Genomic DNA, 18,709 nt, shown 5'->3' with positions numbered 1-18,709 from the left:
CGGTGTCGGTGAGCGCACCCGCGAGGGCAACGACCTCTACCTCGAGATGGAGGAGGCGGACGTCCTCAAGGACACCGCCCTCGTGTTCGGTCAGATGGATGAGCCGCCGGGCACCCGCCTTCGGATCGCGCTCGCCGGCCTCACGATGGCGGAGTACTTCCGCGACGTGCAGAAGCAAGACGTGCTGCTGTTCATCGACAACATCTTCCGGTTCACCCAGGCGGGCTCCGAGGTCTCGACGCTGCTCGGCCGCATGCCCTCCGCCGTCGGTTACCAGCCGACGCTGGCTGACGAGATGGGCGAGCTGCAGGAGCGGATCACCTCGACACGTGGTCACTCCATCACGTCGCTGCAGGCGATCTACGTCCCCGCGGACGACATCACCGACCCGGCGCCGCACACCACGTTCGCCCACCTCGACGCGACCACCGTTCTGTCGCGGTCGATCTCGGAGAAGGGCATCTACCCGGCCGTCGACCCGCTCGACTCGACCTCGCGGATCCTTGACCCGCGCTACGTCGGTGACGAGCACTACCAGGTCGCGCGCCGTACCCAGGAGATCCTGCAGAAGTACCGCGACCTGCAGGACATCATCGCGATCCTCGGTATCGACGAGCTCTCCGAAGAGGACCGCATCGCCGTCAACCGGGCCCGGCGCATCGAGCGGTTCCTGTCGCAGCCGTTCTTCGTCGCCGAGCAGTTCACCGGCATCCCCGGCAAGTTCGTGCCGCTGGCTGAGACGATCGACTCCTTCAAGCGGCTCTGTGACGGCGAGTTCGACGAGCAGCCGGAGCAGGCGTTCTTCATGTGTGGTGGCGTCGAGGACGTCGAGGCCAACGCCAAGAAGCTATCCGAGTAGGTCGAGCTAGATGGCAACGATGCAGGTCGACCTCGTCGCTCCCGACCGGATGGTGTGGTCGGGGGAGGCGGAGTTCGTGCGCGCGCGCACGATGGACGGCGAGATCGGCATCCTGCCGCGGCACATCCCGCTGCTGGGGGTGCTGGTCGAGGCTCCGGTGACCATTCGGCGCAGCGGCGAGGGCGAGCTCGTCGCCAACGTGACCGGCGGCTTCCTGTCGGTCAGCGCCGACGGGGTGAAGATCCTCGCGGAGTCCGTCGAGGTCAGCGGCGAGTCCTGACCGTTGGCTGACCGTTCGGTCAAAAGCAAGAAGCAGCATTGACTGGGATGGCTCCCGGCGGGGGTTGCGTTTCGCTGCCCACTTGCTTCTTGCGGTCACAAATCAACCGTTTCGGCGTCTTGAAACCGTTCATTTGCGACCGTTCGACGCAACCGGCGGCTGGAACGCGACCAAGCAGCCCAGCCGGCCTCCAGTCATCGCTGGTTTCGACTTTGACTTTGACCTGACGCCTAGCGCCGACCGGCCTGAGGGGTCCACTTCACGTCGCCGGTTGTGAGGTTGGCGACCCGGGCGAGGATGAACAGCAGGTCTGACAGGCGATTGAGGTACGTCGCGGTCAGCGCGTTGGTGAGCTCGGGCTCATCGGCGAGCAGCGTCCAGACCGCGCGCTCGGCGCGTCGGGCCGCCGTGCGTGCCACGTGCAGCAGCGCCGCCCCCGTCGTACCGGCCGGCAGCACGAACGAGTCGAGCGGTGCCAGCCGGGCGTTGTGTTCGTCGCAGGCGGCCTCGAGCCGATCGATATAGGAAGCGTCGATCCGCAGCGGCGCCCACTTCGGCTCGGGGTCGATCGGCGTACACAGGTCAGCACCCACGTCGAACAGGTCGTTCTGCACTTCGGTGAGCAGCGCGACCACCGCGGGTTCGAGGTCGCCGAGGGCAAGCGCGACGCCGATCGCGGAGTTCGTCTCGTCGACCTCGCCGTAGGCCACGACCCGTGGGGCGGTCTTCGGCACCCGGCTCATGTCGCCGAGGGCGGTGGTGCCGTCGTCCCCCGTCCGGGTGTAGATCCGCGTGAGGTGGACCGTAGACGTCTTCCGCTCGCGAGGGCTCACGTCTCGACCCTATTCGGCAACTACCCTTCGCTCGTGGAGCAGTTCGAGGTCGTCGGCGGCGCCAGGCTCGCCGGCGAGGCCACCGTGTCCGGGGCGAAGAACAGCGTCCTGAAGGTGATGGCCGCGTCGTTGCTGGCGACCGGCACCACTCGGCTGTCCAACGTGCCCGACATCGGCGACGTGCCGATCATGGCCGAGGTGCTGCACGGGCTCGGCGCGGAGGTGTCCGGAATGGCGCCTGACATCGCGATCGCGGTTCCCGAGACGCTCGGCTACGAGGCCGACTACGAACACGTACGCCGCATCCGCGGCTCGGTCTGCGTGCTCGGCCCGCTGATCGCACGTGCCGGTCGCGCGAGGGTGGCGTTGCCCGGCGGCGACGCGATCGGTTCCCGCGCCCTCGACCTGCACGTGATGGGCCTCGAGCGGCTCGGGGCGGTGTTCGACAACACCCACGGCTATCTGGTCGCGGAGGCGGCGCAGCTGTCAGGGGCGCAGATCTGGCTCGACTTCCCGAGCGTCGGTGCGACCGAGAACATCCTCATGGCAGCGGTTCTCGCGAAGGGGACGTCCGTCATCGACAACGCCGCCCGTGAGCCCGAGATCGTCGATCTCTGCGACATGCTGGTCGCGATGGGCGCCCAGATCGGCGGCATCGGCACCTCGACCCTGGAGATCGACGGCGTCGACGAGCTGCGCCCCGTCGAGCACCGTGTGGTCGGCGACCGGATCGTCGCCGGCACCTGGGCGTTCGCCGCGACGATGACGCAAGGGGACATCCGGGTGCGCGGCGGCAGTCACGAGCACCTCGAGCTCGCCTTGGACAAGCTCGCACAGGCCGGCGCGCAGATCACGACGTACGACGACGGGTTCGCCGTCTCGTGTCAGACGCGGCCGCGCGCCGTGGACATCGTGACCCTTCCGTACCCGGGCTTCCCGACCGACCTGCAGCCGATGGCGATCGCGATGAACTCCGTCGCCGAGGGCGTCGCCTTCGTGACCGAGAACATCTTCGAAGGCCGCTTCATGTTCATCGACGAGCTGGTACGTCTGGCAGCCGACGTCCGCACCGACGGGCATCACGCGATCGTGCGTGGCCGCGAACGGCTCTCCGGAGCACCGGTTCGCGCCACTGACATCCGGGCGGGGGCGGCGCTCGTCCTTGCCGGCGTCGTCGCAGACGGCGTCACCACGATCTCCGACGCCTTCCACGTGGATCGCGGCTACCAGTGTTTCGTCGAGACACTCACCGGTCTCGGCGCGAACATCCGCCGGGTGCCGGACGACACCCTGCTCTGAACCGGTTTCGCCGATCGAGGCAACCTTCGCGGCCGCTGGCGCGTCTTAGTTGACGAAGGGGGACGACCTCGGCGTGAGAGGGCTGATCCGTGCAAGTGGTGCAGGACCGAGTGACCCCCCGAGGCGGGTCCGCTCACGTCGTCGTGTCACTCGACGAGGCGGGCAGGTCGGTGTCGATCTCCGGCTGGGTGGCCGCCTCGACCGTTGCTGAGGTGCGTCAGGTGCTGATGGCGGCCGCGGAGAACGGCACCGGCGACCTGGTCGTGGACCTCGGGGGCGTGGAGCGCATCGACGCCAGCGGCCTCGGGGTCCTCGTCGGAGCCCATCGTCTTGCGATGCGCCAGGACCGTCGTCTCGTGCTCCGCAGCGTCCCGACGCGCATCGAGCGGATACTCGCGGCGACCAGGCTCAACCGGGTGCTGACCGTCGAGGCGGCCGGATAGCCGCCCAACGAGGCGGTATGCCCGCTACGGTCACGGAGTGGGCAAGAGATTGCGCAGTCTCGTCGGGCTCCTGGCGCTCGCCGTACCGGCCGTCGTAGCCGGCGCGTCCGGCGGCGCGGCCGCCGCCGCCGCTCATCACATCACCGTCGGTGCGGCGAAACCGATCCCGCACGCGTTGACGCTGTTCGACCTGAGCTGTCCCAGAGGGCATGCGGTGACGCACACCGTCTGCGGCGTGGCGCTGCAGACGGACTACAACCCGTACGGGCTCTCGCTGGTCCGCAACGGGGTCCCCGGGCCGGCGCGGGTCGTGCCGCCGAACGGCATCGCGATCGCCTGCCCGACCACGTCGACGTGCGTGCTGGCCGACCGCGGCGGTGTCGGCTGGGTGGTCGACGGGAACTCGGCGGGCATCATCGCGCTCGGCGGCATGGACGTCCTCAACGCGATCGCCTGCCCTGAGGTCAGCCGCTGCATCGCGGTCGGCAACTCCGGGTCGGCGGACAACCAGCACGCCGTCTATGCGGTCCTCGACCGCGGATCCGAGGTCGCCAACGCGAGAAGAGTCGCCGGGGCGAGCTTCCTCAACGCCATCTCCTGCCTCGGTGGTCGCTGCATCGCGGTCGGACAGAGCGGCCAGGCCACCGGCACCCAGCACGGGGTGGTCGTCGGGTTCGCCGGCGACGCACCGCAAAAGGTACGTACGGCGCGGTCGCTCACGACGTTGGTCGACGTGTCGTGCGGTGGCCGAGCCACCTGCTACGCCGTCGGCAACAGCCTGCAGAAGGGCGCGCAGGTGCCCTACGTGCTCCCGATCTCGCACGGGAAGCCGGGCAAGCCTGCTCGCGACGCGGCCGGGGTGACCGCTTTGTCGTGCTGGGACGCGACGGACTGCCTCGGCATCAACAACCAGGCGGCCGCGCGCCTGCACAGCGGCAAGGTGGTGGCCACGAAGCGCATCAAGGTGCCGAGTCCGGTGCAGCACGTCGCCTGCCCGACAGCGGCAGGCTGCCTGGTGTCCGGCGGCAGCTACAGCGGCAAGCAGGACGTCGCGGTTGTCCGCCCCTGACGCGCAGGCCGTGTCCTTCGACCTCGCCGGCAAGCTGGCGGTCGTCACGGGCGGCAGCCGTGGCATCGGGCGGGCGATCGCGGCCGGCTTCGCGGCCGCGGGTGCCGACGTGGTCATCGCCAGCCGCAAGCTCGACGCGTGTCAGCAGGCCGCGGCCCAGATCGCGGAAACGACCGGCAGGCGCACCCTCGCGGTGCAGTGCCACGTCGGCGACTGGGACTCCTGCAGCGCGCTGGCCGACGCGGTGTACGCCGAGTTCGGGCACTGCGAGGTGCTGGTCAACAACGCGGGCATGTCGCCGCGGTACGACGGCCTGCCCGCGGTGAGCGCCGAGCTGTACGACAAGGTTCACGCGGTCAACGCGCGCGGCCCGTTCCGACTGTCAGCGTTGTTCGGCGAACGGATGGCTGGCGCCGACGGCGGCTCGATCATCAACGTCTCGACGGCTGGGTCGCTGCGTCCGACCGCGGTGGAGCTGCCATACGCGATGGCCAAGGCCGGGCTCAACGCGCTCACCCTCGGCCTGGCAGGGACGTGGGCGCCGAAGGTGCGGGCGAACGTCATCCTGCCGGGTGCGTTCGAGACCGACATCACGCTCGCCTGGCCCGCCGGCTTCAAGGAGCAGGCGGCGGCGATGAACCCGATGGGCCGCATCGGCGTACCCGGCGACCTGGTCGGTCTCGCGGTCTTCCTCGCAAGCGACGCGTCGAGCTACATCAACGGCGCCCAGATCCTCGCCGACGGCGGTCTCTACCGGTCGCTGTGAGCGGCGGGGTACGGCGTCGGCGCGGCACCGGCCGACTGCGCCACGAGCTCGGAGTTGATCCACTCCCGTAGCGCGAGGACCTCTGCGCCGACCGCTGCCGCCTCGATCTCGCTCTGCGTCGCCAGCCGGGCGAGCAGCGCGCTCAGCTCGGCGAGGGCCCCTGCTTCGGCCAACGTGGTCCGCAGTGCCATCGCATACCGCTGTTTGCCTTCGGCCGCGGCGTTGAACGCCTGTTGCCGGCCGACCAGGCGCGGTCCGGCGGAGCGGTCCAGCAGCGCGTGGAGCTGGTCACGATCCGCCGCGTCGAGGCGAGCGCGGTCGAGCTGGAGCTCGCGGACGAGCTCATCCACCTGGATGCCGCTGGCGATCGCTGCGCGCACCGGCATGTCGATGAGCCGGAGCGTGAAGGCCGGCGCCGCACGCTCGCGCTCGACGATCTCCACGATGGGAGCCGTCGGCTCCTCGGGTTCGTCCGACGACACCTCGAACCAGATCGTCTTGGCGACGTCGGTCGTGAAGTAGCCCCAGCGGCGCGCGATGGCGGCGACCAGGATCAGCCCACGCCCGGTGATGCCGGTGTCCAGCGGCTCGAAGGAGTCCGGCACGACGACGGGCAGCCGCTCGGGCCGGTCGTCTTGGACGTCCACCCGGGCGCCGGAGAGGCTTCTGCGGATCGAGATCGTGAAGGTTCCGCGCGAATGCAGGATCGCGTTGGTCGCGAGCTCGGTGGCACACAGCGCCGCATCCTCGGCAAGGTCGGCGACACCCCAGGCTCGCAGCGCATCCACGACATGGTGCCGTGCCATCACTGCGCTCTCCGGCGTCGCGGGCAGCCGCAGCGGCCGGATCGTCGAGGCGAGGTCGCGAGCGGCGCCGGCGACGGATGGCTCGCTCACTGCAGTGCCGCCGACGAGGCGCCCACCCGGCGTACGACGACGACCGCGACGTCGTCACTGCGGTCCGGCGTGGTCAACGCCTCGAGGATGCGATCAGCGAGGGCCTCGGGGTCGCCCGGGCCAACATGGCGGCAGACCTCGATCAGGGCAGCGGTGCCTTCGTCGACGTCGCGTTCGCTGCTCTCGACGAGGCCGTCGGTGTAGAACACGACCGCCGCGTCGGCGGGAAGCACGCCGTCCCACTCGACCGCGGGCGTCGCGGGTGCGCCGAGCGGCGGCACCGGTTCGACCGCGACGACGAAGGCATCGTCCGCCTCGACCACCACCGGTGGGGGATGCCCCGCCGAGGCCAGTCGTAGTCGTCCCGATGCCGGTTCGAACCTCGCGAACACCGCGGTGGCGAGACGATCGAGATCAAGGTGTTGCCAGACCTGCTGGACGGCATCGAGCAGAGCCGCCGGACCGTCGGTCTGGATCGCCCGGCAGACGCTTCGCAGCTGTGCCATCTGGGCGGCGGCGACCATGTCGTGGCCTGCGACGTCGCCGACCACGAGCGCCACCTCGCCGCCCGCCAGAGCGGCGTAGTCCCAGAAGTCGCCGCCGACCTCGGCGTGGCGGGTACCGGCCAGGTAGCGGACCGCCACCTGCATGCCTGGTACGGCGAGCTCGTGGCGCGGCAGCAGGCTGGACTGCAGCAGGTGGGAAGCCTCGCGCTCTCGGTCGTAGCGGCGTTCCTTGTCCACGACCAGAGCCATGCGCGTCGCCAGGTCCTCGGCGAGCCGGAGGTCTTCGACATCGAAGACGCGCTGCGATCCGGACGAGACGAACGTCACCGCACCGAGCACCTGGTCCTGCGCGATCAGCGGGACGGCCATATAGCTGTGGAACTCCAAAGCGCCGAGCACCTCGAGATGCTCCGCATTGCGAGTAGTGGCTGCCAGGAAGTCCTCGGCCATCTCGGTCGACCAGTGCGACCGTCGCTCACGCATCACCACGACACTCGGATGATTGCCCTCCGGATCCGGTGGCCAAAACCGAAGCCGGTCGGCGAGCGCCCGGCGGCTGGGATCGGCGTGCACCGCCGCCATCCGGGCCACCCCGCCGGAGTCAACGGCCACGTCGATCAGGCAGAGGTCCCCGAGCGTCGGCACCGCGACCTCGGCGAGCGCCTGCAAGGTGTCGGAGAACCCCGAGGTCCTGGCGAGCGCGTCGGCGGCGCGGAGCAGGAAGCGCTGGGATCGCTCGGCGGCCGCGAGCTGCTCGGTCAGCGCCTCGCGTTCTCGTTCGACTGCCCGGCGAGCCGTCGCGTCGTGCATATACCAGACCCGGCCCAGATAGGTGCCGTCGTCGTCGACCAGGCCGTCGGCATACCCCTCGAGGGTCCGTCCGTCGGTGAGGTGCAGCTCCAGGGTCTGCGACATCGTGGGATGGTCGTGCCCCCACTGCAGGGCCGCTTGGTAGGCCTCGATGTCGGCGATCAGCCGGCGCTGGTCGGCGGTGAAGACGGGTGAGATCTCGCCGATCTGGACCGCCGAGTCCGGCAGTGACCACATCTGCTGGAACCGGCGGTTCACCGCCAGGATGCGGCGGTCGGGAGACACCGCGATGACGGCGTCGGGCGAGGCTTCGACGATCGCCTGCAGGAAGCTCGACAGGATCAGGCCGGGACGTCGGCCTGGCGCCGGCTGGTCGGGCCCCGTCATGGGCCGAACCTACAAGGCAGCCGCGAGGCGTCGTGTGACGCACCTGACGGTGACAGTGCGCTGCCGGTCGTGACACCGTGAGCGGATGACGACCTCGGTCCCGGTACGCCGTCTTGCCCTCGAGCCGACGTTCGCCCACGTCCCGCGCCACTTCGGCGCGGGCGGGGATCTCATCTCGAGCCACATCATCGCGGCGCTGTCGGCGGTCTTTCCCGACGGCGAGGACTTCTTCGTCCGGTCGGTTCGCCACTATCGCGAGCAGATCACCGACCCGGTGCTCGCCGAGCAGGTGTCGGGTTTCATCGGCCAGGAGGTGACCCACGGCCGCGAGCACCGGGCGTTCAACACGCGCCTGGACGAGATGGGCTACCACACGAAGTTCGTCGAGCGGTTCGTCCGGCGGGCGATCGGGTTCCGCGAGCGCCACACGCCGGCGATCACGAACCTCGCGGCGACGGCGGCGCTCGAGCATGTGACCGCGACGCTCGCCGAGCTGGTCCTCACCAGCAGCGAGACGCAGGAGTCCTTCGGTGACGAGGCGGTCCGCAACCTGTTCATGTGGCACGCCCTCGAGGAGAGCGAGCACAAGGCGGTCGCCTTCGACGTCTACCGGGCGGTCGGAGGCAGCGAGCGGATGCGCATTTTCACGATGAAGATCGCCCGCTGGGGGTTCGCGATCTCGACGGCCATCCAGGTGATCGCCTCGCTGGCGACCGACCGTGCGTCGTACCGGCCGGGAGCGCTGAGCAAGAGCTGGCGGTACGTCCGCACTCAGCCGTTCATGAGCAAGGAGGTCTGGCACCGGCTCAAGGCCTACGAACGCCGGGGCTTCCATCCCAGCGACGTCCCGAACGACGATCTGGTCAGCGAGTGGCGGGAACGGCTTTTCGGCACCACCGGCCTCATGGTCGACACGCTCAAGGGACCGGCGCTCGCGTCCTGAGCCAGCCCTGGAAATAGTGCTTTTGAGCCATTTTCGCGGCGGCTCGGGCTGGGTTCACTGGATCGTGTGCATCCGGTCAAGGCCCACCTGCGGCGGCTTGCGGTCCTCGGGCTGACGCTCGCCACCCTCACTGCGATCGCGCTGCCCGCCGGCGCAGGTACGTCGGTGAGCGACCCGGTCGCGGGAACGCGCTGGGGCATCTACCAGGGGTCGGGTGACGGCTTGTGGCCGGCCTACCAGCACTCGACCGGTACGACGCACGCGTTGCTGGGCCGGATGGCTCTTCATGCGCGGGTCCGGTCGTACGGTTCGTGGATACCGACCGGGGACGTTCGCGAGCTGATCTCGTCCGACATCGCGCAAGAGCAGGGCGGCAACCCGAACGTCCTCGTCTGGATGGCGATCTTCCGGCTCTGGCCGCACGAGGAGGCCGCCAACCACGTCCCGATGACCGTCGAGCAGCAGCAGGCGTATCGCAACTGGGTCGACGCAGCCATCCGCGGCATCGGTACGGCGAAGGTCGGTGTCGTGCTCGAGCCGGACCTGCCGCTGACGCTGGTCAGCTGGGGGCCGAAGGTGCGGGCCGGACTCGTCCGCTACGCGGCACAGCGCCTGTCGAGCCTGCCGAACGCGAGCGTCTACATCGACGGTGGTTCTGCCGACTGGCTGAGCGTCCCTGACCTCGTGAAACTGCTCGAGTCCGCCGGGATCAAGTACGCCCGCGGAGTCAGTCTCGGTGCGTCTCACCACGACTCGACCGGCTCAGAGGTCCGCTACTGCCGCCTGGTCGGCCTCGCGCTCGCGCGGGACGGCTACCCCGGCAAGCACTGTGTCATCGACACGTCCGACAACGGCCATCCGTACACGAACAAGCAGTTCTACGAGAAGTACCCGCGTGGCGAGTACAACGCGGACAACCCTCCGGCGTGCACGAGCAAGACGCAGCGGGTCTGTGTGGCACTCGGCATCCCGCCGACGACCGACGTCTCAGATCCGAAGTGGGGCCTGCCCACCGGTGTGGCGAAGATGGCGGCGCACTGGGTCGATGCCTATGTCTGGACCGGCCACCCGTGGAAGGTCGACAACGGACACGACTTCGATCTGCAACATGCGATCGAAGCCGCCAGCACCGATCCGTACCTGTAACCCACGTCGGTTTACTGCGGCCGCCCCGCGGCCAGACAATGACGTGTGCCCAAGGTCTCCTCCTTCGTCCGACGCTGCGCGGTTGCCGGCGCGGCGCTTGCCGCAACCGCTGCGCTCACCGTCCCCGCGTTGCCTGCAGCCAACGCGACCGCTGCCAACCCCGTCGCCGGCGTGCCGTGGGGCATCTACGAGGGCAACGGGGACGGCCTGTGGCCGGCGTACGAGTCCTCCACCGGGACCGACCGCGCGCTGCTCGCGAAGGAGGCGCTCAACCCGCGCGTGCGGTCGTACGGATCGTGGATCCCGACCAACCAGGTCGCCGGGATCATCTCCAAGGACATCGCTCAGGAGCAGGCGGGCAACCCGAGCACGCTGGTGTGGATGGAGCTGTTCCGGCTCTATCCGCACGAGGAGGCCAACAACCGCCAGCCGCTGTCGAGCGCTGACCAGCAGGCCTATCGCGACTGGATCAACGCGGCGATCCAAGGCATCGGCTCGGCGAAGGTCGGCATCGTGCTGGAGCCGGATCTGCCGCTGACGCTGGTCAGCTGGGGTCCGAAGGTACGCGCAGCCCTGACCCGCTACGCCGCACAGCAGCTCGCGGCCGTGCCGAACGCGACCACCTACATCGACGGCGGGTCGGCGGACTGGCTGTCCGTGCCGGCCCTGACGAAGCTGCTCATCTCGGCAGGCATCCAGTACGCCCGCGGGTTCAACCTCGGCGCGTCTCATCACGTAGCGACGGCGTCCGAGATCCGCTACTGCGCCGCGGTCGGTCGGGCGCTTGCGCGCCGCGGGTTCCCGGACAAGCGGTGCGTCATCGACACGTCGGACAACGGTCACCCGTACACGAACAAGCAGTTCTACGCCAAGTACCCGCGCGCCACGCACAACGCCAACAACCCGCCCACCTGCCGGACGAAGACCCAGCGGGTCTGCGTTGCGCTCGGCATCCCGCCGACGACCGACGTCACCAACCCGCGGTGGAAGCTTCCGGCGCCGGTGGACAAGCTAGCCGCGACGTGGGTCGACGCGTACGTGTGGGACGGCCACCCGTGGAAGATCAACAACGGGCACGACTTCGACATGTCGGCCGCCCTCAACGCCGCCCGCACGGATCCGTTCTTCTAGGAACGCGCGCCTGCGCCGCGTCGAACATCGTGTGAACACACGGCGCAGGAGGGTTTGCGCGGCTGGCCCGCCGCTAAGTTCGGCGACGTGACGACGGCATTCACCAAGGAAGCCGGCGTGATGCCGCTCGGCTTGGTCAGCTACCTGCGACTGCATCACGTGGTGACCGTCTCGACGTCATCGTTCACCGGGATGCCGCACGCCGACACGGTGGTCTACGCCAACGACGACCGCCGGATCTACTTCCACGTCGCGCCCGACACGCAGATGCACCGCAACATCAGCGACAGCCGTCACGTGTCGGTCACGATCGACGACTACACGACGGACTGGCGCAAGGTTCGCGAGCTGCAAGGGGTGGGGCGATGCGGCCTCGCCACCGCCGAAGAGCAGCAGCAGGCCGAGCGGCTGTTCGTGCAGAAGTTCGGCCACCATCACCTCGCCCCGAATGGCGCGCTCTACCGGATGACGCCTTCCGAGCTGCACTTCGTGGACTACGAGTACGCGACGGTCGCCGGCGCCAAGGGTCCGTTGGAGCAGACCTTCGATCTCGGTGGGGCGGATGCGTCGCCGGCCACGGCGGCGGTGGCGACGAACCTCGACCGCTTCACCTTCCAGCCCGGTGAGGTGATCTTCCAGCCCGGCCATCGAGCCGGTCAGTTCTTCGTGGTGCTCGAAGGCCTGGTGGAGATCCGCGGCGAGGGGTTCGGCGTGGACCAGACCGTCGTACGCGCCGGGCCCGGCGAACTGTTCGGCGACCAGGCCGCGCTGCGCGGCCAGCGCGGGGCGCTGACCGCTCACGCCGTCGAGCGCACCACAGTGTTCGGCGTGGCTCGTTCGGCCCTGCGCGATTTGGCGATGACCGCTTCCTGATCGCCCCGCCCGGTCGCGTACGTTACGGGCGTGGACCGGGGGAGGCGATGGGCGGTCGCGGCTGCGCTTCTCGCCGGGGTTGCGGCGTCGCCGGCCGTCGCCGCTCCTGCTCGCGCTGTCCACGCCGCTCGCATCGAGTCACCGAGCACAGCGGTCGCGCAGAGCGAGCCGGTCACCGTCGTACCGTCGGCGGGGCTGCCGGCGAAGGTTCAGGTCAACCGATCCAACGCCAACCTCGCGGTGGCGCGCTACCGGGGTCGTTACTTCCTGGTCTTCCGGACCGCCAAATGGCAGATCTCGGACGACAACACCCGCCTGTACGTCGTGAGCAGCCGCGATCAGGTCCACTGGCGCTACGAAGGCGTGTTCCGCTACGGCCGGGACCTGCGAGAGCCTCGGTTCCTGGTGTGGCGAGGCCACCTCTACCTCTACTTCGCTCTGCTCGGTCAGAACGCGGCCGCCTTCCAGCCCGGTGGCGAGCTGGTCAACAGGTACCGCTCGCCGGGGCGTTGGAGCAAGCCCGTCAAGGCGATGCCACAGCCGGACTTCATCGCCTGGTCGTTCAAGACCTACGACGGCACGGCGTACATGACCGGCTACACCGGCGGCGGAGACACCTTCACCCCGAACCCCGCACCGAAGCTCGTCTACTGGATGACCTCGCGCGACGCGATGCACTGGCATCCGGTGCATCGCGGCACGCCGGTGGTCTACCGCGGCCAGTGCGGTGAGACCGACTTCGCATTCCTGCCCGACGGCGGCCTGGTGACGGCCTGCCAGACCGAGGAGGTCGACAAGCTGGGCTGGGGCGCGAAGGTGTGCACCGCGCCGGCGGCGGCGACCTGGCGCTGGACGTGCCGCGGTGATCGCCGGCGCCTGGACTCGCCGTACGTGTTCGTCGATCGCGGCCGGGCATACGTCCTGGCGCGTCGGCAGGTCGCGTTCGGCGGCAACTACGACTTCCTCGGGTCGAATCTGGCGATGACGAACACCCAGTTCGCGTTGTACGACGGGACCTACGCCGCGACCACCAAACGCTGCTCGCTGTGGCGCATCGACCTGAGCACCCGTGACTTCACGCCGATCGCCGACGTACCGGGGACCGGCGACACTTGCTACCCGCAGCTCGTCCCGCTGGGCGGCCACCGCTACTTGGTCTACAACTACACCTCGCCGTTCGGCAGTGACCCGCCCTGGGGCACCGCCCTGTTGACGGGCAGGACGCTGATCTATCGCGAGACGCTCCACCTCCCCGCCCCCCGTTCGAAGTAGCACACAAGTGGGCCCCGAAATCGGGCACTCGGCGGCGAATGGGGCATTTCGCGGCGACTTGTGTGCTACTTCGAACCGGGGAGGGATCGAATAGGTTGGCGCGGTGAGGCTGGTCATCGCGCGATGCTCCGTCGACTACTCGGGGCGGCTGACGGCGCATCTGCCGATGGCGACGCGGCTGCTCGTGGTCAAGGCCGACGGATCGGTTCTCGTGCACTCCGACGCGGGTGGTTACAAGCCCCTAATGTGGATGACGCCTCCGTGTTCACTACGTGAGGACGAAGGAAGCTGGACCGTCACCAACAAGGGCGGAGAGCAGCTCCTCATCACCGTCGAGGAGGTGCTCTCGGAGTCGAGCGCCGATCTCGGCATCGACCCCGGTCTGGTGAAAGACGGAGTCGAGGCGCATCTTCAGGTCCTGCTGGCGAGCAACTGCGCGACCCTCGGCGAGGGGTTCACGCTGGTACGCCGGGAGTACCCGACCGACATCGGGCCGGTGGACCTGCTGTGCAAGGACGGCGCGGGACACACGGTCGCGGTCGAGATCAAGCGACGTGGGGAGATCGACGGCGTCGAGCAGCTCACCCGTTACCTGGAGCGGCTGGACCGCGACCCGCTGTTGCGGCCGGTCCGCGGCATGTTCGTGGCGCAGGAGATCAAGCCGCAGGCGAAGGTGCTGGCGGCAGATCGCGGCATCCTGTGCCTGGAGGTCGACTACGACGAGCTGCGTGGACTGGACAACGCCGAGGACCGCCTCTTCTGAGCGAGGTCAGTCGGTCGCGATCGCGGCGAGTACGTCGAGCCGTGCCGCGCGCCGCGCCGGGAACGTCGCGGCGAACAGGCCGAGCAGCGCTGCCAGCACGAGGAACCCGATCAGCTCCGGGACCGGGACCGAGGTCTCACTGATGCCTTGGGAATGCAGCGACGACACGAGCGCGATCCCGAGACCGGTCCCGATGACGATGCCGATCAGTGCTCCGAACAGTGCCAGGATCACCGACTCGACCCGCACCATCGACCTGATCTGCCGCCTGGTCATCCCGACCGCGCGCAGCAACCCGATCTCACGAGTGCGTTCGAAGACCGAGAGCATCAAGGTGTTGACGATCCCGATCAGCGCGATGATGACGGCGAGCGCGAGGAGCGCGTAGACCAGGCCGAGCAGCTTGTCGACCTGCTGCTTCTGCGACTTCTCGAACTCCGCGCGCGACTGCACCTGCACGTTCGGGAAGTCGGACAGTGCGCTCGTGACCGCCTGCTCGCTGGCGGTGCCGCCAGTGGTACGGGCGAGTACGGCGATGGGCAGCGTCTGGTCGAAGTGCGACAGGAAGAAGTCGTTGCTGACGACGTACGAGCCGAGCAGCGCGTTGGTGTCGAACACGCCGCCGATGCGCATGTCGACGACGCCGGTCTTGGCGAACTTCACCGGCAATGTGTCACCGACAGACAGATGCTTCGACGACGCGGTCGTGTTGTCGATCAGCAGGTCCCCGGCAGACAGCGACGCGGCGCTGCCCGACTCCATCCGCAAGATGACGGTCTGCGCCAAGCTGCCGGTCCCGATCGCGGTCAGGTCTTTGAGGCTGTCGCCCACCTCGACCTGGCCGTCGTACGCCGTGTCCGTCACGGTGACGCCAGGCACCTTCCCGACCAGACCGGCGATGGCGTTGCTGATGCCTGGCTGCGACTGGCTCGAGTTCGTGATGATCAGATCGGCGCTGATCGCCTGGTCGACGGCGCTCGTCGCGGACTTGGACAGCGAAGCTCCGAACACGGTGATCGCCGACACCAGGGCGAGTCCGATCATGAGCGCCGATGCGGTCTGCGCGGTACGCCGGGGGCTGCGCATCGAGTTCTCCCGACCGAGTCGGCCGGACACCTTGAACCACCGTGCCAGGGGCCGGCCGATCACGCTCGACACCGGACGGGCGAACACCGGCGCGAGCATCGCGGCGGCGAGGAAGATCGCTGCCGCACCGACACCCACCAGGGGCAGCTTCGACGCGCCGAGCCCGATCGCGAGCAGCACGATCCCCGCCACGCCGAGGAAGCCGCCGCTGGAGAGCCGGCGGCGGCTGGAGATCTCCACCCCGGTCTGGTGGGAGCTGATCGCTTCGATCGGCGAGATGCGTACGGCGCGCCGGGCCGGGCTGATCGCAGCGACGACCGTGACGCCCACTCCGACCAGCAGCCCGATGACGGCGGTCCGCGGACGGAACACCAATGACGCCGAGGGGAAGGAGATTCCGAACACGCGCAGCAAGCCTTCGAGCCCGACGGCTGCGCCGATGCCGACGCCGAGCCCGATGATGGATGCAACCAGACCGACGAGTGCCGCTTCGGCGAGCACCGAGCGGAAGACCTGACGGCGGCTCGCTCCGACGATTCGCAGCAGCGCGAGCTCGCGAGTGCGCTGTCCCACGATGATCGAGAACGTGTTGAAGATAGTGAAGGCGCCGACGAACAGCGAGATGAAGGCGAACACCAGAAGCGCTGTGTTGAAGATGCCCAGCGCCTGATCGACCGAGTCGGTCTGCTCGTTCGCGACCGTCTGTCCGGTGACGACCTGGACTCCGGACGGCATCGCCGCTTCGATCGCACGCTGGACGGCCGCCTGGTCGGTGCCGGACTTGGTGAGGACGTTGATGTCGTCGAGGTGCCCGGGCTCGTCGAGCACCTGCTGCGCGGTCGGCAGCGCGAACGCCGCAATGGAGGCACCGGCGATGTTGTCGGCCGTGCCGAACTTCACGATGCCGACCAACGTCATGGTGCGGGTGGGCCCTGCCAGCAGCACCTTCACCTGCTGTCCGACCGAGAAGTGGTACTTCTTCGCGGTCCCGGCGTCCATCACGACGTCGTCCGGTCCGGTCGGTGCCCGGCCGGACACGACGTGGAGCGAGCTCAGGTCCGGGTTCGGGTCGAAGCTCAGCCCGATGCTTCCGGCGTTGCCGCTGATGGCCTTGCCCTCGGGCGAGACGAACTGGGCGTAGCCGGTCAGGCCACCCTCGGCGGACTCGACACCCGGGACGGCGCGCACGGTCGACAGCAGTGACTCGGGGATCGGGTTACGGGTCGCGGTCTCCCCGATGCTGGTGTGGTTGAACTGCGCAACGCCGCGGACCTGCAGGTCGACCTTCGCGTAGATGTTCCCGATCAGGTTCGAGAACGTGTTGTGCAGCGTGTCCGTGAGCACGAACGTGCCCGTCACAAACGTGACGCCGAGCACGATCGCAAGCGCGGTCAGCGTCAGGCGCAGCTTGTGCGCCAGCAGGCCTTTGAGGGTCACTCGCCACATGTCAGACCCCGAGGGTTCGCATCCGCTCGAGCACCTTGTCCGGTGTCGGTTTGGGGAGCTCGCCGACCACGCGGCCGTCTGCCAGGAAGACGACCCGGTCGGCGTACGACGCGCCACGCGGGTCGTGGGTGACCATCACGATCGACTGGCCGAACTCGCGGACCGACTGCTGCATGAAGGCGAGGACCTCGGCGGAGGAGTTCGAGTCGAGGTTGCCCGTCGGCTCGTCGGCGAAGATCAGATCCGGCCGCCCGACCAGCGCGCGGGCGCAGGCCACGCGTTGCTGCTGTCCGCCGGACAGCTCGGTCGGCCGGTGGGTCAGCCGGTCCCGGATGCCCAGCTGGTCGACCAGGTAGCCCAGCCACTCCTGGTCGACCTGCTTGCCGGCGAGGTTCGCCGGCAGCGTGATGTTCTCCTCGGCGGTCAGCGTCGGCACGAGGTTGAACGACTGGAAGACGAACCCGACCCGGTCCCGGCGAAGCTGCGTGAGGCCGGTGTCGTCGAGGCTGCCGATCTCGTGCTCACCGACGAAGGTCTGACCGGAGCTCGCCCGGTCCAGACCCGCCATGCAGTGCATCAGCGTCGACTTGCCCGAGCCGGACGGGCCCATCACCGCGGTGAACTCGCCGCGCGGGAACGTCACGTCGACGCCGGCGAGGGCGTGTACGGCGGCGGCCCCTGACCCATAGGTCTTGCGGAGATCGATCGCGCGAGCGGCTGGTATGGAAGCTTCGTCCACTTTCGTCACGACTCCCAATACTTGCACAGCGGTAGGAAGTGTTGCGGGATCGTGAGGCGGTCGACGCATGCTTCGCGATTCGCAGTGGCACGATGGTTTCTGGAGATCCCCAACGGTTCTCCGAGGCTTCACGGCGATGTGGCTGTTCGTTCAACCCGCTGAGAGCGAGGCGAGTGCGTGGCGAAGTTCCTGCTGCGGCGCTTCGTCAACTATCTGGTCCTGGTGTTCGTGGCGACCTCGATCGCCTATCTGCTCGCCGCGGTCAGCCTGCATCCCGCGTCCAACTACACCGCCCGCGCCCACCCGCCGTCTCCGGCGGTGATCACCGAGAAGCTGAACGAGCTGAACTCGAATCCAGACGTTCCGCTGCTCGACCGTTACGGTCACTGGCTCGACGGGGTCATCCACGGAAACCTCGGCCTCGAGGTGCAGGGCGGCACCGTCAACTCCGACGTCGGGCGCCGGCTGTGGGTGAGCGGTCAGCTGCTGCTGATCGGCACGGTGCTCGGCGGTGTGATCGGGATCGCGATCGGGGCCATCGCGGCGGTCAAGCAGTACAAGTGGCCGGATCGACTGTTCTCCGGGATGTCGTTCGTGATCCTCGCGCTGCCGACGTTCGTGATCGCACCGACACTCGAGCTGATCGCGGTGCGGATCAACGACGCCAGCGGCCATCAGGTGATCCAGTACACCGGCCAGTACGACCCCACGATCACCGGCGGGTGGGCGCAGATCGGGAATCGCCTCAACCATCTGATCCTCCCGACGATCACGCTCGTGCTGATCGTCGCGGCAGCCATCTCGCTCTATCAGCGCAGCGCAATGCTCGACGTGATGGGCAGCGACTACGTGCGCACGGCTCGCGCCAAAGGGCTGTCCCGTCGCCGCGCGCTGACGACACACGCCCTGCGTACCGCTCTGATTCCCGCGATCACGATCTTCACCTACAACGTGGCGCTCATCTTCACCGGCGCGACGGTTGTCGAGATCATCTTCGGCTGGCACGGCATGGGCGAGCTGCTGATCACGGCGATCCAGAGCAACGACATCAACGCGACGGCCGCTGTGACGCTGTTCGTGGCGGCACTCGTGCTGCTGGCCTCCACGCTGCAGGACTTCATCATCGCCCTGCTCGACCCGCGGGTCAGAGCGAGTTGAGGGC

General features: G+C 68.6%; 18 protein-coding genes. 13 read left to right on the top strand and 5 right to left on the bottom strand.

All coding sequences use genetic code 11. The features are described from left to right. Both atpD and VG899_08850 read left to right on the top strand, forming a co-directional pair. The coding region (atpD, locus tag VG899_08855; GenBank protein ID HWA66462.1) for a F0F1 ATP synthase subunit beta at nucleotides 1–859 on the top strand (859 nt) is incomplete at its 5' end. Between the two features lie 10 nt (nucleotides 860–869). Next, nucleotides 870–1,139, top strand: a complete 270-nt coding sequence (locus VG899_08850) for a F0F1 ATP synthase subunit epsilon (protein HWA66461.1) — start codon at nucleotides 870–872, stop codon at nucleotides 1,137–1,139. Nucleotides 1,140–1,369: 230 nt separating this feature from the next. On the opposite strand, the gene VG899_08845 is transcribed toward VG899_08850, so the two are convergent. Beyond that, nucleotides 1,370–1,972 carry a cob(I)yrinic acid a,c-diamide adenosyltransferase gene (locus VG899_08845; GenBank protein HWA66460.1) on the bottom strand — a complete coding sequence of 201 codons (603 nt, stop codon included), beginning with the start codon at nucleotides 1,970–1,972 and terminating at the stop codon, nucleotides 1,370–1,372. 33 nt (nucleotides 1,973–2,005) lie between these two features. On the opposite strand from VG899_08845, the gene murA reads away from it, so the two are divergent. The 4 genes from murA (at nucleotide 2,006) to VG899_08825 (ending at nucleotide 5,549) form a co-directional block, all read left to right on the top strand. Next, complete coding sequence (gene murA, locus VG899_08840) at nucleotides 2,006–3,271, top strand: UDP-N-acetylglucosamine 1-carboxyvinyltransferase (protein HWA66459.1); 1,266 nt, start codon at nucleotides 2,006–2,008, stop codon at nucleotides 3,269–3,271. Nucleotides 3,272–3,381: 110 nt separating this feature from the next. Next, a complete protein-coding gene (locus VG899_08835) occupies nucleotides 3,382–3,714 on the top strand; it encodes an STAS domain-containing protein (GenBank protein HWA66458.1) in 333 nt (110 codons plus the stop codon). A gap of 37 nt (nucleotides 3,715–3,751) precedes the next feature. Beyond that, complete coding sequence (locus VG899_08830) at nucleotides 3,752–4,783, top strand: hypothetical protein (protein ID HWA66457.1); 1,032 nt, start codon at nucleotides 3,752–3,754, stop codon at nucleotides 4,781–4,783. Continuing rightward, nucleotides 4,770–5,549 (top strand): SDR family oxidoreductase, encoded by a 780-nt coding sequence (locus tag VG899_08825; protein HWA66456.1) that lies wholly within the window; start codon nucleotides 4,770–4,772, stop codon nucleotides 5,547–5,549. The genes VG899_08830 and VG899_08825 overlap by 14 nt, the downstream gene beginning before the upstream one ends. On the opposite strand, the gene VG899_08820 is transcribed toward VG899_08825, so the two are convergent. Continuing rightward, on the bottom strand, nucleotides 5,534–6,445 hold the full coding sequence (locus VG899_08820; GenBank protein HWA66455.1) for an ATP-binding protein: 912 nt from the start codon (nucleotides 6,443–6,445) through the stop codon (nucleotides 5,534–5,536). The two genes, VG899_08825 and VG899_08820, sit on opposite strands and share 16 nt — an antisense overlap. Continuing rightward, nucleotides 6,442–8,148: a SpoIIE family protein phosphatase gene (locus VG899_08815; protein ID HWA66454.1), complete on the bottom strand. Its 1,707-nt coding sequence runs from the start codon at nucleotides 8,146–8,148 to the stop codon at nucleotides 6,442–6,444. Before VG899_08815 ends, VG899_08820 begins: the two co-directional genes overlap by 4 nt. Nucleotides 8,149–8,233: 85 nt before the next feature. On the opposite strand from VG899_08815, the gene VG899_08810 reads away from it, so the two are divergent. The 6 genes from VG899_08810 (at nucleotide 8,234) to nucS (ending at nucleotide 14,276) form a co-directional block, all read left to right on the top strand. Continuing rightward, nucleotides 8,234–9,091 (top strand): metal-dependent hydrolase, encoded by an 858-nt coding sequence (locus VG899_08810; protein HWA66453.1) that lies wholly within the window; start codon nucleotides 8,234–8,236, stop codon nucleotides 9,089–9,091. A 66-nt stretch (nucleotides 9,092–9,157) separates the two neighbouring features. Next, nucleotides 9,158–10,237, top strand: coding sequence for a glycoside hydrolase family 6 protein (locus VG899_08805; protein ID HWA66452.1), 1,080 nt, complete (start codon nucleotides 9,158–9,160; stop codon nucleotides 10,235–10,237). 45 nt (nucleotides 10,238–10,282) lie between these two features. Next, nucleotides 10,283–11,368 carry a glycoside hydrolase family 6 protein gene (locus VG899_08800; protein HWA66451.1) on the top strand — a complete coding sequence of 362 codons (1,086 nt, stop codon included), beginning with the start codon at nucleotides 10,283–10,285 and terminating at the stop codon, nucleotides 11,366–11,368. 87 nt (nucleotides 11,369–11,455) lie between these two features. Then, on the top strand, nucleotides 11,456–12,241 hold the full coding sequence (locus tag VG899_08795) for a cyclic nucleotide-binding domain-containing protein (protein ID HWA66450.1): 786 nt from the start codon (nucleotides 11,456–11,458) through the stop codon (nucleotides 12,239–12,241). Nucleotides 12,242–12,271: 30 nt separating this feature from the next. Further along, nucleotides 12,272–13,513, top strand: a complete 1,242-nt coding sequence (locus VG899_08790; protein HWA66449.1) for a hypothetical protein — start codon at nucleotides 12,272–12,274, stop codon at nucleotides 13,511–13,513. 103 nt (nucleotides 13,514–13,616) lie between these two features. Next, nucleotides 13,617–14,276 (top strand): endonuclease NucS, encoded by a 660-nt coding sequence (gene nucS / locus VG899_08785; GenBank protein HWA66448.1) that lies wholly within the window; start codon nucleotides 13,617–13,619, stop codon nucleotides 14,274–14,276. Between the two features lie 6 nt (nucleotides 14,277–14,282). On the opposite strand, the gene VG899_08780 is transcribed toward nucS, so the two are convergent. Then, nucleotides 14,283–16,799 carry an ABC transporter permease gene (locus tag VG899_08780; protein ID HWA66447.1) on the bottom strand — a complete coding sequence of 839 codons (2,517 nt, stop codon included), beginning with the start codon at nucleotides 16,797–16,799 and terminating at the stop codon, nucleotides 14,283–14,285. Between the two features lie 10 nt (nucleotides 16,800–16,809). After that, entirely contained in the window at nucleotides 16,810–17,547 is a 738-nt protein-coding gene (locus VG899_08775) for an ABC transporter ATP-binding protein (protein ID HWA66446.1), read from the bottom strand. 177 nt (nucleotides 17,548–17,724) lie between these two features. On the opposite strand from VG899_08775, the gene VG899_08770 reads away from it, so the two are divergent. After that, a complete protein-coding gene (locus tag VG899_08770; GenBank protein HWA66445.1) occupies nucleotides 17,725–18,705 on the top strand; it encodes an ABC transporter permease in 981 nt (326 codons plus the stop codon). The last annotated feature ends 4 nt before the right edge of the window (nucleotides 18,706–18,709 follow it).

Source organism: Mycobacteriales bacterium (genome assembly GCA_035550055.1).
Classification (GTDB): Bacteria; Actinomycetota; Actinomycetes; order JAFAQI01; family JAFAQI01; genus DASZTV01.
This window is presented reverse-complemented; position numbering and strand designations above follow the sequence as displayed.